The 15,129-nt window shown below is 73.2% G+C and carries 15 protein-coding genes; 7 read left to right on the top strand and 8 right to left on the bottom strand.

Annotation, left to right across the window (positions count from 1 at the left end; genetic code table 11):
* Positions 1–46: 46 nt before the first annotated feature.
* Positions 47–1,192: a hypothetical protein gene (locus tag Dvina_RS22695; RefSeq protein WP_223104474.1), complete on the bottom strand. Its 1,146-nt coding sequence runs from the start codon at positions 1,190–1,192 to the stop codon at positions 47–49.
* Positions 1,189–1,707 carry a SigE family RNA polymerase sigma factor gene (locus Dvina_RS22690; RefSeq protein WP_223104473.1) on the bottom strand — a complete coding sequence of 173 codons (519 nt, stop codon included), beginning with the start codon at positions 1,705–1,707 and terminating at the stop codon, positions 1,189–1,191. Before Dvina_RS22690 ends, Dvina_RS22695 begins: the two co-directional genes overlap by 4 nt.
* Before the next feature lie 195 nt (positions 1,708–1,902).
* Here Dvina_RS22690 and Dvina_RS22685 point away from each other — a divergent pair, with 195 nt between their 5' ends.
* From Dvina_RS22685 to Dvina_RS22675, 3 genes are all read left to right on the top strand, one after another.
* The gene (locus tag Dvina_RS22685) at positions 1,903–5,091 is read left to right on the top strand and encodes a glutaminase domain-containing protein (RefSeq protein ID WP_223104472.1); all 3,189 of its coding nucleotides are present in this window, start codon (positions 1,903–1,905) and stop codon (positions 5,089–5,091) included.
* 90 nt (positions 5,092–5,181) lie between these two features.
* On the top strand, positions 5,182–5,382 hold the full coding sequence (locus tag Dvina_RS22680) for a hypothetical protein (protein ID WP_223104471.1): 201 nt from the start codon (positions 5,182–5,184) through the stop codon (positions 5,380–5,382).
* On the top strand, positions 5,379–5,732 hold the full coding sequence (locus Dvina_RS22675; RefSeq protein ID WP_223104470.1) for a helix-turn-helix transcriptional regulator: 354 nt from the start codon (positions 5,379–5,381) through the stop codon (positions 5,730–5,732). The genes Dvina_RS22680 and Dvina_RS22675 overlap by 4 nt, the downstream gene beginning before the upstream one ends.
* A gap of 63 nt (positions 5,733–5,795) precedes the next feature.
* Here Dvina_RS22675 and Dvina_RS22670 read toward each other — a convergent pair whose 3' ends face one another.
* Together Dvina_RS22670 and Dvina_RS22665 are read right to left on the bottom strand one after the other, a co-directional pair.
* On the bottom strand, positions 5,796–7,796 hold the full coding sequence (locus tag Dvina_RS22670; RefSeq protein ID WP_223104469.1) for an alpha/beta hydrolase: 2,001 nt from the start codon (positions 7,794–7,796) through the stop codon (positions 5,796–5,798).
* A complete protein-coding gene (locus Dvina_RS22665; RefSeq protein WP_246656378.1) occupies positions 7,763–8,488 on the bottom strand; it encodes a methyltransferase family protein in 726 nt (241 codons plus the stop codon). The genes Dvina_RS22670 and Dvina_RS22665 overlap by 34 nt, the downstream gene beginning before the upstream one ends.
* An 86-nt stretch (positions 8,489–8,574) precedes the next feature.
* On the opposite strand from Dvina_RS22665, the gene Dvina_RS22660 reads away from it, so the two are divergent.
* Positions 8,575–9,171: a TetR/AcrR family transcriptional regulator gene (locus Dvina_RS22660; RefSeq protein WP_246656377.1), complete on the top strand. Its 597-nt coding sequence runs from the start codon at positions 8,575–8,577 to the stop codon at positions 9,169–9,171.
* A 152-nt stretch (positions 9,172–9,323) separates the two neighbouring features.
* Positions 9,324–9,710: a hypothetical protein gene (locus tag Dvina_RS22655; RefSeq protein WP_223104466.1), complete on the top strand. Its 387-nt coding sequence runs from the start codon at positions 9,324–9,326 to the stop codon at positions 9,708–9,710.
* Between the two features lie 54 nt (positions 9,711–9,764).
* Here the strand turns inward: Dvina_RS22655 and Dvina_RS22650 are convergent, their stop codons facing one another.
* A complete protein-coding gene (locus tag Dvina_RS22650) occupies positions 9,765–10,232 on the bottom strand; it encodes an SAM-dependent methyltransferase (RefSeq protein ID WP_223104465.1) in 468 nt (155 codons plus the stop codon).
* A 95-nt stretch (positions 10,233–10,327) separates the two neighbouring features.
* On the opposite strand from Dvina_RS22650, the gene Dvina_RS22645 reads away from it, so the two are divergent.
* On the top strand, positions 10,328–10,858 hold the full coding sequence (locus Dvina_RS22645; protein WP_223104464.1) for a hypothetical protein: 531 nt from the start codon (positions 10,328–10,330) through the stop codon (positions 10,856–10,858).
* Between the two features lie 56 nt (positions 10,859–10,914).
* Positions 10,915–12,285: a sensor histidine kinase gene (locus Dvina_RS22640; protein WP_223104463.1), complete on the top strand. Its 1,371-nt coding sequence runs from the start codon at positions 10,915–10,917 to the stop codon at positions 12,283–12,285.
* Between the two features lie 19 nt (positions 12,286–12,304).
* Here the strand turns inward: Dvina_RS22640 and Dvina_RS22635 are convergent, their stop codons facing one another.
* The 3 genes from Dvina_RS22635 to Dvina_RS22625 all read right to left on the bottom strand — a co-directional run bounded on the left by Dvina_RS22635 (position 12,305) and on the right by Dvina_RS22625 (position 15,079).
* Positions 12,305–12,445 (bottom strand): hypothetical protein, encoded by a 141-nt coding sequence (locus Dvina_RS22635; protein WP_223104462.1) that lies wholly within the window; start codon positions 12,443–12,445, stop codon positions 12,305–12,307.
* A 979-nt stretch (positions 12,446–13,424) separates the two neighbouring features.
* Positions 13,425–14,552 (bottom strand): hypothetical protein, encoded by a 1,128-nt coding sequence (locus tag Dvina_RS22630; protein WP_223104461.1) that lies wholly within the window; start codon positions 14,550–14,552, stop codon positions 13,425–13,427.
* A complete protein-coding gene (locus Dvina_RS22625; RefSeq protein ID WP_223104460.1) occupies positions 14,549–15,079 on the bottom strand; it encodes a SigE family RNA polymerase sigma factor in 531 nt (176 codons plus the stop codon). The genes Dvina_RS22630 and Dvina_RS22625 overlap by 4 nt, the downstream gene beginning before the upstream one ends.
* Positions 15,080–15,129 lie beyond the last annotated feature (50 nt).

Here is a 15,129-nt window from a genome sequence, read left to right as displayed (position 1 = left end):
CGCGTTTGGTCAACATTTGTCAATACACGAGCAGGTCAGGGCCCCGTCACCCTCCGCACACCCACTGCAGCGGCAGCCCCACCGCCGGGGCGTCGCCCGTGATGGCCACGCCGGTGACCACCCGCCCGTCGGCGCTGATCCCGCTCAGGGCGAACCGGTCGTAGCCGTCCGGCGGCAGCAGTGCGACCTGCCCGTGGCCGTCCAGCACCTCCTGGCCGGTCACGACGGTGCCGTCGGCCGCGATGGCGTGCCCGGCGCCGCCCGCACCGAGGGGCTCCGACCGGCCCGGCTCCGCGAGCCTCCAGCGCAGGTCCCGGCCGTAGTCCGCCGCCCAGTCACCGGCCACCCCCTGCACGGCACCGCTCGGCACGTCCGGCGGCAGCGTCAGGGCCAGGCCGGTGCCGTCGGCGCGCCAGACGTACGGCACCTTCGCGTCCAGGTGATCGGCGAGGAAGCCGCCGACCGTGCCGTCCTCGCCGATCGCCAGGGCGGTGGAGGACCGATCGGCCGGGGTCGCCAGCAGCACCGGCCGGCCGGGGTCGCGGTAGGGCCACCGCACCGCCCGCGCGACGCCGCCCACCTTGACGTAGCCGACGACGTCGCCGGCCGAGTTCATCGCGAACGCCTCGCTCGCCGCTTCGGGATCGGTGCCCGGCGGCAGGGTGAGCGCCTGCGTGTAGCCGCTGGTGAAGATCATCGGGCGGCGGGGGCCGGACCCGCCCGCGGTGACGCCCGTGACGGCGGTGACGGCCACGGCGCCCTTGGCGCTGATCCCCGCGATCGCGACGCCGACGAAGGGCCGGTCGTGCAGCTCGGCCGCCTTCGCGCCGTCGTGCCAGATCGTCAGCTCGCTGTGGTTCGCGCTCACCGCGGCCGCCCAGTGCCCGGTCGGGTCCACCACCGGCGGCTCGGTCGGCGTCTTGCCGGACACCGGCAGCCACTCGGGCCGGCACTGCCGCTGCGGCACGCTCTCACTCGGCTGGGGCAGCGCGGGCCGGGGATCGGGCTGGGGACGCGCCGCGGCGAGTGAGACGGCGCCGGCCGTCAGGAGCACGAGCACGGCGGCGGCGGTACCGGCAGCCGCGACCCGGCGCCGGCGACGCACCCGGGCCCGGCCCGAGTGCACCAGACCCTCGGCGGTCAGCCCGGTCCGCGGCGCGTCCAGGTCGTGCAGCTCCTGCAGCGGGTTCACGCGGCACCACCGTTCAGCACGAAGAAGTCCTCGACGTGGAGCAGCCGGCGCAGCGCCCGGATGCCGTGGGAGGTCTGGCTCTTGACGGTCCCCTCCGAGCGGCCGAGCACGGCCGCCACCTCCTCGACCGACAGGTCGCACAGGAACCGCAGCACCAGCACCGTGCGCTGGCCCTCCGGGATCGCCCGCAGCGCGTCGCGCAGGACCACGTGCCGCTCGACGTCCGGCCCGTCGGCGGCGCGCACGGCGTCGGGCGGACGGTCCCACAGCAGCACCTTCGACCACAGCCGGCGCCGGTCGGCCAGCGCGGCCCGCACGACCATGGTGTGCACGTACGCGTCGAGGTTCGCCACCTCGCGCACGCGCGCCCACTTCTGGTACAGCGTGGTCAGCGCGTCCTGGACGGCGTCGTCGGCCCGGTGGGGGTCGCCGACGAGCTGGTAGGCGACGCGGTGCAGGCGGGGCAGCCTGGCGGTCACGTACTGCGTGTAGTCGTGCTCGAGATCCGGTCGCAACGCCAGGGGTCCCTTCGGCCGGCGGTCACAGGGTAGAGGCGGCCCGCGAGCAAAGGGGTTGTATGGATCTTCAATCTGTCAATGATTGCCAAAAGTCCCGCGCCGCTTTCGCAGACTCAACAACTTCCAACAGGTACCAATGAAAATTCACGAGCATCGTTGACACCTTGCATTGGAAAATGTTTGCTACGTCACGTGAGCCCGCCACTGCACCCCACCCGCCGCGACCTGTTCCGCCTGGCCGCCCTGGGCGGGGTCGCCGGGTCACTGATCCTGACGCAGGCGCAGGCCGCCCACGCCGCGACCACGTTCAGCCCGATCCGCCCGCCGGCCACCCCCCTCGCCGTGCGCTCCCCGTATCTGTCGACGTGGCTGCGCGCCGACACCCTGCCCGGCAACTGGCCGACGTTCTGGGCCGGCGCGGTCACCGCGATGACCGGCATCGTGCGGGTCGACGGGCAGCCGTACGTGTTCATGGGCGCCCCGTCCGGCGGCTGGCCCCTGGCCACGCAGACCGCGCTGGTGCTCACCGCGACCCGGTCGGCGTTCATCATCACGGCCGGACCGGTCCGCCTCGACGTCGAGTTCTTCTCCCCCGTCGATCCCGCGAGCCTGCGCCGTCAGTCGGTGCCGATGTCGTACCTTGCCATCACCGCCACGGCCACCGACAGCGCGAGCCACCAGGTGAGCCTCTACGTCGACGTGTCCGGCGAGTGGGCCCACGGCGACCGCGCGCAGCCGATCTCCTGGTCCACCCAGACCGCCGGCACCCAGCGCGTGCACACGTTCCAGCCGTCCGCCCCGTCCGTGCTGGCCGAGGCGGGCGACCAGGCGTCGTGGGGCACCGTCGTGTTCAGCACCGACGACGGGCCCGGGCTGACCTGGCAGACCGGCGCCGACACGACCGTGCGGGCCCGGGCCGCGAACACCGGCGCGCTGCCCTCCACGGCCGACCCGAACCAGCCCCGGGCCATCAACGGGAGCTGGCCCGTGTTCGCGTTCAACCGGGCGCTGGGAGCGGTCACGGCGGCCGGGAGCGGTCCCAGCGTGTTCGTCATCGGGCACGTGCGCACACCGGCCGTGTCATACCTCGGCACCCAGCTCGACCCGTACTGGCGCACGCAGTGGGCCACCTGGCCGGAGATGCTCGCCTGGTTCCGGGCCGACTACGCGCTCGCGAAGACGCTCGGTGCCGCCCTGGACGCGCAGGTGAACACGTGGGCGAAGGAGGCGGTGGGCCCGGCCGGGGTGAGCGAGCAGTACGCGGCCCTGTGCTGCCTCGCCGTGCGCCAGGCGTTCGGCGGCACGGAGCTGGTCAGCCGGGGCGGCGCGCCGTGGGTGATGCTCAAGGAGATCTCGTCGAACGGCGACTGCAGCACGGTCGACGTCATGTACCCGGCGTTCCCGGCGTATCTGCGGCTCAGCCCTCGATGGCTGGAGCTGCTGCTGGCCCCGCTGTTCGACTACACCGAGGTGCGGGGCTTCGCCAAGCCGTTCGCGCCGCACGACCTGGGCGTGTACCCCAACGCGTTCGGGCACCTTCCAGGCGGTCCCAACGGCCAGGACGAGGAGGACATGCCGGTCGAGGAGTCGGCGAACATGCTCATCATGGTCGCCGCGCTCCTGGCGCGGATGCCCGCGGCCCGGGCGTCGGCCTACGCGTCGGCGCACTACGCGAAGCTCAAGAGCTGGGCCGACTACCTCGTGGCCAACCTGCCCGACCCCGGCAACCAGAACCAGACCGACGACTTCACGGGGTTCATCGCGCACAGCGTGAACCTGGCCCTCAAGGGCATCGTCGGGATCGGGGCGATGCACACGATCGCGCGCTGGGCCGGGCAGGCGTCCTCGTATTCGGCGACGGCCCGGCAGTACGCCTCCCAATGGCTCGTCATGGCGCAGAACAGCGGCAACGGGCACCTCAAGCTCACGTATGACGGCGCCGACTCGACGTGGAGCCTGAAGTACAACGGCTTCGCCGACCGGATCGCGGGCACCAACCTGGTCCCGCCGGCCGTCGCGACCGAGGAGGCGAGCTGGTATCTGCAGCACCAGCACGCCTACGGTGTCCCGCTCGATCCCCGGCACGCGTACACGAAGGTCGACTGGGAGCTGTGGACGGCGGCGTTCCTCACGGGGCAGACGGCCGCGCGCGACATGCTCATCGCCAAGGCGTACACCTACGCGAACTCCACGCCGTCGCGCGTGCCGTTCTCGGACTGGTACGACACCGACAGCGGCAGCCAGAGCGGCTTCGCGGCCCGGCCGGTCATCGGCGGGGTGCTGGCGCTGCTGGCGTTGCGGCCCGCGCTCAACGGCCTGACGCCGGTGGTGCGCGGCGACGGCTCGTTCACGGTCATGGCCCGGGTAAGCCCGGCCGACCTGACCGGGTTCCGGACCGCGCTGAGCCAGGACGGGGCCCGGGTCAGCGGGTTCTACCTGCAGTACTCCGGCAGCGACAACCGGTGGGCGTTCGCGATGACGGCGGCCGACGCCGACAACACCGCCGCCACCCGCGCGCTGTCGACGGCCGCGCCGGTGCTGCACACGGCGGTGCACCTGGCCGGGGTGTACGACGCCGAGGCCGGGCAGCTGCGCATGTACGTCGACGGCGCGCTGCAGGGGCAGGCCGCCTACGGCAACGGCTGGCCGGCCACCGGCCCGCTCGTCATCGGCCGGGGCCGGTGGAACGGGGCCGCCGCCGACGCCTTCGCCGGGGCCGTCGTGGACGTGCGCGCCTACGACCACGCGTTGCCGGCCACCACGATCGCCGCCGCCGCGGGCCTGGCCACGAGCCAGGTCGCGGCATTCGAGTTCGATGCGGCCGACGCGTCCCTGACCCTCGATGGGGGCGCGGTGCTCGGCGGCGGCTACAGCGGTACCGGTCTGCAGCTCAACGGCAGCACCGGTTTCGCGAGCGCGGCGCGGCTCGTCGACACCGCGGCGAGCTTCTCCGTCGCGGCCTGGGTGCAGCTCGCGGCGGCGTCGAACTTCGCCACGGTGGCGGCGCAGGACGGCGCGACGCAGAGCGGCTTCTATCTGCAGTACTCGGCGGCGGACAACGCCTGGGCGCTGGCGATGGTCGCCGCCGACAGTGCGAACGCCGCGGCGACCCGGGCGGTGTCGCCGTTCCCGCCGCGGGTCGACGGGTGGACGCATCTCGTGGGGGTGCGCGATGCGTCAGCCGGCCGGCTGCGGCTCTACGTCGACGGCGTGCTCGTGGCGGAGGCCGCCATGGGCCCGTCCTGGGCCGCGGGCGGGGCGTTCACGATCGGCCGGGGCAAGTGGAACGGCGCCGGCGCCGACCACTTCCCCGGCCGGATCGATCAGGTCCGAGTGTGGACCCGGGCATTGACGGACGCCGACGTCCGCGCCATCGGATGATCTCCGAATTGGCAGGCTGACTGCCTGTTGACGCTCGCCGGACATCCACGTAGAACGTTGTGAGAGCGCTTTCTGTAAAGGAAGTTTAACGTGGCCGCCATCCACAGTACTTTCGCCGTCCTACCGCTCGTCGTCGCCGGCCCGCTCGTCCGGCCCGCGCCGACCGCGTGGGCGGCGACCGCCGGTGACGACAACCAGCAACCCGAGGGCGTGCGCATGCGGTACCTTGCCGAAGCCGGCCGGCTCCAGACCGCGGCCGGTGCCCCACAGGCGCTGCCGGTGGCGTCATGAGCGCCCGGCACGCCAGGCACGTCGGCATCCTGCTGCAGCTGCGCTCCCGCCCGTGGGTCTCCGCCGCCGCCCTCTCCTGCCGCTTCGGCGTCGACGTGCGCACCATCTACCTGGACATCGACCTGCTCACCGCCGCGGGCCTGCCCATCGAGGCCGTCCCGGGCCGGGCGGGCGCCTACCGCCTCGCCGCCCACGCCACCCTTCCGGCCGTCGACGAAACGCTCGGCGAGGCCGGCGAGCCCCTTGACCACTACCTGCGGGGTGCCCGCAGCCGCGAGCAGCTCCGCCGGCTGGGCCAGCGAGCCTACGCCCGCCAGCAGCGCCTCATCCTGCACCGCCTGGCCGGCTGAGCCGGCGGGCGGTCCGGCGCCGCGGCGGCGCGGCCGGGGTGGTGGCGATGCTCCGCGAGCTCCTCACAGAAGGTCGGCGAGCATTGCCGCGGCGCGGGTGGCGCCGTCGGTGGGGACCGGGCCGTAGCTGACCTGGCGGCCGATCGTCTCCGCTATCGCGGTGGACAGGCGTTCCGTGGTCAGCTCCGGGTAGTCCATCCGGCGGCCGGCGTTGTGGCGGGCCAGGCGGTGGGGCACGTGGAAGTGCTGCTCGAAGTGGTGGCGGAGCGGGACGTAGATGAACGGGCGGTTGAGGGCGGTCAGCTCCATGCAGGTCGTCAGGCCGCCCTGCACCACCGCGAGATCGCAGGCGGCCAGGTGCCTGGGGAGCTGCTCCAGGTAGCCCCGCAGCTCCAGACCGGCCGGAGCCGCGAAGGAGCCGGGGTCGAGCCTCGGGCCGGTGACCACGATCATGCGCAGGCCCGCGACGCGGCGGGCGGCGGCCGGGAACGCGTCGATCACCCGGCGCAGGAGGTCGGCGCCGACGGCGGAGCCGCCGGCGGTCACGATGCAGACCTGCTCGTCGGGGCGGTAGCCCAGCTCGACGCGCAGCGCGGCGCGGTCGCTCAGGGCGGCGGGGTCGAACCCGGTCACGTAGCCGGCGAAGGAGTAGTTGGCCTCGGTCCAGGTGCGGATCATCGGGAGGTCGGCGCCGAAGCGCTCGTCGACGATGTCGGCCGGGTCGCCCACGAATATCGAGCGGTCGCGCACGTGGGGGTGCCCGGCGATGTGGTCGAGCATCTCGGCGTTGTAGTCGGCCGTCACGTACGTCTCGCGGGCGTCGGCGTCGGGCATGGGCAGGAAGCCGACGAAGTCGGTGAGCCAGGCGTAGGCGGACCGCTTCAGCGCCGGGTCCTCGTGCAGGAAGTGGTCGACGTCCCACGCCTCGTCGGCGACGACCAGGTCGTAGCGCTCGGCCTCGACGAGGTCCTGGAAGACCATGAAGTTGGCGACCAGGATCTCGTCCATCGTCCGCAGCGCCCGGAAGCAGTGCAGGTCGTGCTCGCCGGCCTCGGCCTCGATGTGGGCGGACTCGTTCGCGAGCCAACGACTGGCCGGGTGTACCCGCTCCCCGGCCGACTCCAGCATGCGGGTGACGGGGTGCTGCGTCAGCCAGTCGACGTGCACGTCCGGCCGCAGTGCCCGCAGCGCCCGGGCGATGGCCAGGTCCCGGCGGGCGTGCCCGAGGCCGATCGGCGACGACAGGTACAGCATCCGGGGCTTGGCGGGTCGGCTCGGCCGCACCGGTGCGGGCGCTCCGAAGCGGCGGGCGAAGGCGCTGATGAGGCGGTTCACCCGGACCGGTTCGCGGGCCGCGGGGATGTGGCCGCCGCCCTCGATCACCTCCAGGGTGCCGCCGGTCAGCGCGGCCAGGCGCTCGCTGCGGTCCAGGGGCACGATGCGGTCGTCGTCGCCGTGGATGGCCAGCAGCGGGCTCGTCAGCCGGGCACACCAGTCCTCGACGGCGGTCCGGTCCGGGCGCGGGGACGAACTCTCCACGGCGAGCACGGTGTCGGTGGTCTCCAGGGCCCAGCCGACGCCGTCCTCGATCTGCTTGGTCGAGTGCGGCTCCGGGAAGCAGCGCGTCATGAACGCCCACGCGAACTGCTCGTGGCTGCCGGTGCGGTGCTCGCGCGGCGGGAGCCAGACCGCGGCGCCGATGAGGACGGTGCCGAGGACCCGCTCGGGATGCTCGGCCGCGAGCTGCAGGGCCCAGTTGGCGGCGCGGGACAGCGCGACCTGGACGGCCCGGCCGGTGCCGGTGACGTCGAGGACGGCGAGCGCGTAGCCGACCTGCGCGGCCTGGCTGTACGCAGCGGAGTCGAGCGGGCGGTCCGAGCGCCCGTTGCCCGGCCCGTCGTAGACCACGACCCGGAAGTGCCGGCTCAGGTAGCGCACCTGCGCCTTCCAGACCCGCTTGTGCACGATGGTCCACGTGGGCATCAGGAGGATCGTCGGGCCGCGCTCGCCGTACACCTCGAAATGGATCGTTATGCCGAGATGCTCGACGAATCCCTCCTCCATCGCCGCCCTCCCTTCGTGCCGGGGATGAACCGGGGGACTCTGCGCGCGTAGTCGGCGTAGGGCGCGCCGAGCTGTTCGCGCAGGTCGTGCTCCTCGAACCGGGTGCCCACGACGATGTAGCCGGTCGCGGCCACCGCGAACACAAGCCTTCCGACGCTCATGTGCGGCACCGCCCAGAACGCGACGAGGAAGCCGGTCATGATCGGGTGACGGACGAGTCTGTACTGCCACGGCTCCCGCAACTCCGCCCGCCCCGGCGCGCGCAGGCCGAACAGCTCGCGGTGCCCGAGCCCGAACGTGCTGACGGCGACGATCAGCCATCCCGCGCCGTAGAGGGTCCAGAGCAGCGCTCGCGCCCAGCCCGGCCCGGCCGACCACACGACCTGCGGCAGCGGCCGCCACTGCCACAGCAGCAGGGTGACGGCGGCGGTGGAGGCCAGCACGTAGGTGCTGCGCTCGATGGACGGCTTCGTGAAGCGCCGCTTGAACCAGGGCCGGGCCATGACACTGTGCTGGACGGCGAAGACCGCCAGCAGCGCGCCGTCGACGAGCACCGCGAGCCCGGCCGGTGCCGGCGGCCCGTCGTCGATGCCCTTCGGCACCAGGACGCCGGGGCCGGCGAGGAAGCCGATCGTGTACGCGAGGTTCGCGAGGAACGCCGCGTAGACCACTGTCCGGTAGATCCGCTGCATACCTGCCTCCCACATCGATTCGGTCGATCGACCGACTGATGGGCGGTACCGTAGCATTCGGCCGACCGACCGAAAAGGGGCCGAGCGTGAACACGACAGCGCAGCGGATCATCGAGGCCGCCCGCGCGTGCCTGCTCACCGACGGCTACGCCGCGCTGTCCACCCGCCGCGTCGCCGACCGGGCCGGTGTGCCGCTGAGCCAGATCCACTACCACTTCCGCGGCAAGCAGGGCGTCATCCTGGCCCTGCTCGACCACGAGAACCGCACGCTCGTGGCCCGGCAGCGGCAGATGTACGGCGCCGAGGCCCCGCTGTGGCAGCGCTACGACCAGGCGTGCGACTTCCTGGACGACGACCTGGCCTCCGGATACGTCCGCGTGCTGCAGGAGATGATCGCCGCCGGCTGGTCCGACCGCGAGGTGGCGGCCCGGGTCCGGGTGCTGATCGACGCCTGGTTCGAGGTACTGCTGGAGGTCACCCGCGAGGCCGAGGCCCGCTTCGGCTCGCTGGGCCCCCTGCGCGCCGAGGACATCGCCGCGCTGATCGGCCTGTCCTTCATCGGCGGCGAGTCCCTGATCCTCCTGGACGGCGACGACACCGGCGGCGCGTGGGGCAGCCGCGCCCGCACCGCCCTGCGCAGCGTCGGCGCCCTCATCCGCCACTACGAGCAATCGGCACGCTGAACCGTCGCGGTGTCGCCACCGGCCAGGCTCCTGCCGCGAGGCGTGAGCGGACCCCGCCGGCGCTGTGCGCGGGGTGGCGCGGCGGCTTCCCGGCCACATATCCTCCTGGCGTCGCCGGTCTCGGCCGTCGGGTGACGATCTGAGGAGTGGTCATGGGGGACGTGCCCGATCCGATGAGCCTCGGGTCGTTGCCGGTCGCGCCGCCGGTGTCGCTCCCGGCGCGGAAGCCCTGGTGGTCCGGCCGGCGGTTCGGCTGGTTCGCGGCCGGTGCCGCCGTCGGGATGGTCGGACAGGTGCTGATCTGCGGATACTGGCTGCACTCGTTCGCCTCGTTCGTCAGCGACGCAGTGCCCGACACGATGTTCATGGTGACCGGCATCGCGGCGCTGGCCCAGCTCGTGCTCTTCGTCGGATGCATCGGTGCCGGCATCGGCACACTGCGCCGCAATCGCAGTCTTGGTATCGGACTCATCGCCGGTTGGCCGGGCGGGCTGGTGGCTGTGGCGTTGGGCCTGGCGCTGCTCTTCTCCTTCGCCTGACGACTCGACCGCCGGCCTGGCGCCGTGGCCGGTCCTGGCCGCGTGGAGGCTCCGTTACGGCTTGAAGTAGTTCGACATCATGGCCGTGACCCACTCCGGCTGGGTCGGGTCCGTCGGGATGAATTCGGCGATCGTGGGCTTCACGTCGATGACCGGGGTGCCGTCGACGGCGTCCAGGCCGATCACCGTCAGCTCCCGGCCGTGGATCGAGTCGATGCGGCAGCACGTGACGCCGATGTGGTTCGGGCGGTGGGGGGCTCGGCCGGCGAAGATGCCTACCGGCGGGAGGGTGGGGTCGCCGCGATACGGGCGCGGAGTGCGGAAGTCGCCGTCGGCCGGGAACCTGTCGAAGAGGAACAGGATCTCGGCGTGGGAGAAGACGTCCAGGCCCTGCAGGCAGGCGTCGCCGAAGCGTTCGTCGATGGTGATGGTGCTGCGCACGGCGCCCCAGTTGTCGGTGTGCTGGATGTCCGTGCGGGTGTTGGTGACCGTGCCGATCGGCGTGATCTCGAAGGCTTGCATGGGGCGAGGTTAGCGGGCGGCGTGCTCCAGAACATCCGGCGCGTCGGCCACAGCCCAGTTCGTCGCCGCTGTGCGGCGTTGTCTAGGGTGGCGGCGTGGATTCGTCGACCGTGGAGCCGTTGTCCGTCGCGGTGCAGATCGGGCTGCGGGTGCCCGTCATTCTCATTGCTTTGGCGGGGGTACTGCTGGCGCTGCTGATGATGCGCCGCCTGGGCGCGCTCGCCGCCATCCTGACGGCGGCCGGCTCGCTGCTCATCGCGGCCGATCAGGCGGCGCAGGTGGTATGGGTCCTGCACCTGCGGTCGATGACGTCCGGCGGCGACCTGGACATCGACACGTTCAACTCGGTGAACAACGCGTACGCGGTCGCCGACGCTGTGATGATCACGATCGGGGTGGCGCTGGTGGTGGCGTCGCTGCTGCTGCGGCGCTCGCCGGACGGCGCGGCCGCCGTGACCGGCCCCGCGCCCTGGCCGGCTCCTCCGGCCGCCGCTCCCTGGGCGCCGCCACCGCTCGGCGGCTCCGCGCCCCCGCCTCCGGCCGGTCCTGGACAGTGGCCGTCGCCCGGCGGTCCCGGGCCCATGCCGCCGCCCGGCGGGTCCGGCCAGGCGCCACCGCAGGGTTAGTCCGTCCGGCGGATCGGGCCCGCGGAAGTGTCGTACCCGGGCCGTAGACTGCCGGCATGAGAAGCGACGAGGTGGTCGTCGAGGGCTGGAGCCGGCCCCGGCCGGATGCCCGGCGCCTGCGCATCGACGTCGTCATCGGCATCGCGGTCGCGCTCACGGCGCTGGTGAACCTGACACTGACCCGCAGCGCGGGCGCCTTCCACGGCAACCCGCCGTCGGTCCCCGAGCAGATCGTCTGGACCGTCCTGACCACGCTGCCGCTGTGCTGGCGCCGCCGCTGGCCCGACGCCGTGGCCGTGTTCATCTCGGCCATGTTCATCATCGGGCAGCTGCGGTCCACGCCGGAGCAGCAGCTGGCGGTCGGCGCCCTGTTCTCGGCGATCTACTCCCTGGGCGCCTGGGGCCGCAACCATCGCCGCGCGCACTGGGTCCGCTCCGGCATCGTCGCCGCGATGTTCGTGTACATCGGCATCTCCTACCTGATCGCGCTGCCGGGCCTGTCGGCCGCCGAGTTCGTGCACGCCAGCGGCCCGGTCTCGCCGATCCTGGCCGCGCTCATCAACGGCGTCCTGGTCAACATGCTGTTCTTCGGCTTCGCCTATTACTTCGGCGAGCTGGCCTGGACCGCCGAGCGCCGCCGCCATCAGGTCGAGGCCCAGGCCGCCGAGCTGGTCGCCGCCCACGAGGAGGAGGCCGCCCGCTCGGTCCTGCACGAGCGCCTGCGCATCGCCCGCGAGCTCCACGACGTGGTCGCCCACCACGTCTCCGTCATGGGCGTCCAGGCGTCGGCCGCCCGCCGGGTCCTGGACCGCAATCCCGCCCAGGCGAAGGACTCCCTGGGCGCGGTCGAGCAGTCCGCCCGGACCGCCGTCGACGAGCTGCACCGCATGCTGGGCCTGCTGCGCCACTCCGACCCGTTGCCGGACTCGGCCCCGCCCCCGGTTCCGTCGCCGCGCGCGCCGGCCGCCGCGCGCGCCGGCTCGGACCCGGCGACGGCCCCGACGGCGGTGGGCCTGGACCGGCTGCCGGAGCTGCTGGACTCGGTCCGCGGCGCCGGTCTGGAGACGTCGCTCGGCGTGTTCGGCGAGGCGGTACCGCTGCCGGAGTCCCTGTCCCTGGCCGGCTACCGAATCGTCCAGGAGGCCGCCACCAACACCCTGAAGCACGCCGACGCCACCAAACTGGACATCCGCATCCGCTACCACGCCGACGAACTCGAACTCGACGTGGCCGACAACGGCCGCGGCACGGGCCGCCGCACAACCGGCGGCCTGGGCCTCATCGGTATGCGCGAACGCGTCGCCGCCCACGACGGCACCCTGGAGACGGGGCCCCGCACGGGCAGCCCGGGCTTCCGCGTACGCGCCCGCTTCCCCCTCCAACGCCCCGCCCCCGCCTCCACCCCCATCAACGCCAACGCCGGCTGAAGCGTGTTCGCTCAGTGGGTCAGAGCCATGCGTTGATCGCGGCGACGGTGGCGGTCGCCTGATAGCGCATGATGGGTTTGTGGAAGCGGGCGGCCATGCCGCGGCTGAGTTTGAGCTGGTTGACGGCGCACCCCACGGCGTGGCGCTGTTGGCTCAGCATCGGGTCGAAGGCCGGCGGGCGTCTGCCTTTCCGACCCGAACGTGCGCCGGTTCACGGCGCGGTCGGCCGTGACCGGGATTGGCGCCCGGACCCGTGCCGACGCAGATAGGTCCGGTCCACCTTTCGCGCGTACGGCTCGTCGGCACGGACCCGTGTCGGACGGGTCCGCGGCCGACCACCGCCGGGGCGCGGCACCCGGATGCGCTGCAGGACCGGCACGAACTGCAAGCTGTCACCCGGCGACCCAGGGCATGCTCATCCGGCTCCTCGTCCAACCCACCCGGCGGCTCCTCCTGCGAACCCACCGTCACGACGGGCGCCGGTGGCGTGCGGATGTGCCCGCGCATTGGTGGAGTCCGCACTGACGTCCCACCGGACCTGGCCGGAGGCGTGCGCGCGCACCTGCAACGCGGTCAGCATCGCCTGCCACGTGCCGTCCCGTTGCCATCGGTGGAACAACCAGTACAGCGCCCGCCCCGGGGGGCACACTCCGGTCGGCGCATTCCGCCGTGGCGCGCCCACCCGTCCGCAACCGGACCTCGTCGATCAACTGCCGTCGGCTCTACTGCGGCGGCCGCCCGCGCACTCCGCTTGTCGCATGCGGTCGCCTCTTCCGTCGCGTCGACGCTGGACGCAGGCATCGATCATGCGCGATCACTGGTCCCCAGGCTGAGCACTGCGGTGTGGCGCGCCGGTTGGCTGCTCCGGGTGGTTGACGGTCGAGGCCGCACTCCCGTCCTGCGCAGCCGGCGCTCGTTGCGACCCGTGCCGACCCGAGGCTCGGTGCCCTTGAGGTGCCCTTGCTTGTCGATGGCCGGGGCCCGCGGGCGCGCCGCGGCGAGCGATTGACATGTCGTTCGTCGGGCGCTGCGGGAGCACTGTGGAGTGCGGGGCGGCGGGGGCGGGGGCGAGCGTTCTCGTCACCGCCGGCGCCGTACTCCATCCGGTTCGCGGGGTCGAGCGGGTGGGCCTGGCCGGCCTAGTCGGGCGGGCCGAGCAGCTTGTCCACAATGGAGTTGAGTGCGCCTGCCGCCGGGGCGGGCTTGAAGTCGAAGGTGATGCGCGGGCACGTGTCGCGGGTCAGTCGTACCTCTCTGGTCTCGCCCACAGCGTCGCGCAGCATCAGCACGTCGATGGTGCGTGGCGGGGTCGGGCAGCCGGCGAATTCGCGGTCGCCGGCGAGTTGCTTCGCGGCCGCCTCGACAGCGGTGGTCGTCTCCTTGGCGACGGCCCGGTTCACGACCTGCCGGGAGCGTTCCCAGCCGCCGGGGCCGTGCACGAAGCGGCACGCGGTCACGACGGCGAGTGGCACGGGCAGCATGTGCCAGCCGATCTGGGGCGTGTGCAGCCAGACGTCGTAGGCCGGGTCGGGGCTGTACAGGTCGTCGGCGGGACCGGTGGTGAGCCGGTCGGCGCAGCTGACCGCGCGCACCGCGGCCGGTCGGGACGCCGCCAGCTCCTGGGCCGCGAACCGTGCGTCGAACGCCTCCCAGGCGTCGACGCCGTCGTAGCGGGTGATGTCGCCGCGGCGGACGTACCAGCAGGCGCCGGACAGCTCGATCGTCGCGGCCGGGCCGGTGGCGTACTCGAGGGTGAGGTACCCGCCGCCACCGCCGGAGTTGAAACAGGCGTCGCTGTTGTACGGCCGCGGCAGTGCGTTGAGGACGGTGACCAGACCGGCGACGTCGCGGGTGAGCACCAGCCGGCGCGGCGGCGCGGGTCTGATCATGTTCAGCTCGGGCACCGGGTCGTAGCGGCAGTAGACGGCTCGGACGGCACCGGCCGGCGCCAGGTCCCCGGGGGCGGAGTCCGGCAGCGCGCCGTCGCCGTACGGCAGCACCGGCGGCCGGGCCGGGCAGTCACCGGCCGGCGGTCCGGCGGGCACGAACCGCTCCGGCCGCTCGGGCTGTGCGTGGCCGGTGGCGAACGCGACGGCCCCGCCGACCAGGACGAGCACCACACATGCCGCCGCCGCCAGGCCGGCCCGCCGCTGCCGCCGCCGCACCCGCCGCCCGACCGCGGCGAGCCGATCCGGGGGCGCCGCCAGCTCGGGCACCGCCGCGTCAAGCATCCGCCCGATGTCACGCCCGTCGTCCGCCTGCGTCATTGGTGCTCAGCCCCTTCGCCGGTGAGCAGTGCCCGCACGGTCGCGTCCGCGCGCAGCGTCTCCAGTGCCCGGAACGCGAGGGTCTTGACGGTCCCGGACGAGCAGCCGAGCAGCTCGGCCGTCTCGGCGACCGTCCGGTCCTCGATGTAGCGCAGCACGACCACCGCGCGCTGCCTCGGTGTGAGCCGGGCCAGCGCTCGCCGCACCCCGTCCCGGGCGGCGGACGCTGCCGCGATGTCGTCGGCCCCGGCCCGGTCGGGCGGTGCCGCGCTGGGCACTTCGGCCCGCCACCGCCGCCGCCACCAGCTCAGATAGGTGTGGAAGAGCACCCGCCGGACGTACGCCTCGGGATTGCCCGCGGCGGCGATCCGCTCCCAGTGCCGCCAGCTGCGGGCCAGGGCCGTCTGCAGCAGGTCCTCCGCGTTCGCGGCGTCGCCGGTCAGCAGCCACGCCGCGCGCAACAGCACGTGCGAGCGCGCGGCCACGAACTCGGCGAAGCCTTCGGGTGGGGCGGGTGCTCGGGTCATCCGGACCTCCTGCCCGTACAACCGGCTGGGGTGCGGCGGCGGTTGACAGG

This window comes from Dactylosporangium vinaceum (assembly GCF_019904175.1).
Lineage (GTDB): Bacteria > Actinomycetota > Actinomycetes > Mycobacteriales > Micromonosporaceae > Dactylosporangium > Dactylosporangium vinaceum.
Note: the sequence above shows the minus strand (reverse complement) of the source record. Positions and strands in the feature narration are given on the sequence as shown.

Bases quoted from the DNA above. Each gene is read 5' to 3' on its own strand.
- Dvina_RS22635 (WP_223104462.1), bottom strand. From the start codon at position 12,445: ATGCTGAGCCAACAGCGCCACGCCGTGGGGTGCGCCGTCAACCAGCTC.
- Dvina_RS22650 (WP_223104465.1), bottom strand. From the start codon at position 10,232: ATGCAAGCCTTCGAGATCACGCCGATCGGCACGGTCACCAACACCCGC.
- Dvina_RS22670 (WP_223104469.1), bottom strand. From the start codon at position 7,796: ATGGAGGAGGGATTCGTCGAGCATCTCGGCATAACGATCCATTTCGAG.
- Dvina_RS22675 (WP_223104470.1), top strand. From the start codon at position 5,379: ATGAGCGCCCGGCACGCCAGGCACGTCGGCATCCTGCTGCAGCTGCGC.
- Dvina_RS22665 (WP_246656378.1), bottom strand. From the start codon at position 8,488: ATGCAGCGGATCTACCGGACAGTGGTCTACGCGGCGTTCCTCGCGAAC.
- Dvina_RS22625 (WP_223104460.1), bottom strand. From the start codon at position 15,079: ATGACCCGAGCACCCGCCCCACCCGAAGGCTTCGCCGAGTTCGTGGCC.
- Dvina_RS22640 (WP_223104463.1), top strand. From the start codon at position 10,915: ATGAGAAGCGACGAGGTGGTCGTCGAGGGCTGGAGCCGGCCCCGGCCG.
- Dvina_RS22655 (WP_223104466.1), top strand. From the start codon at position 9,324: ATGGGGGACGTGCCCGATCCGATGAGCCTCGGGTCGTTGCCGGTCGCG.
- Dvina_RS22630 (WP_223104461.1), bottom strand. From the start codon at position 14,552: ATGACGCAGGCGGACGACGGGCGTGACATCGGGCGGATGCTTGACGCG.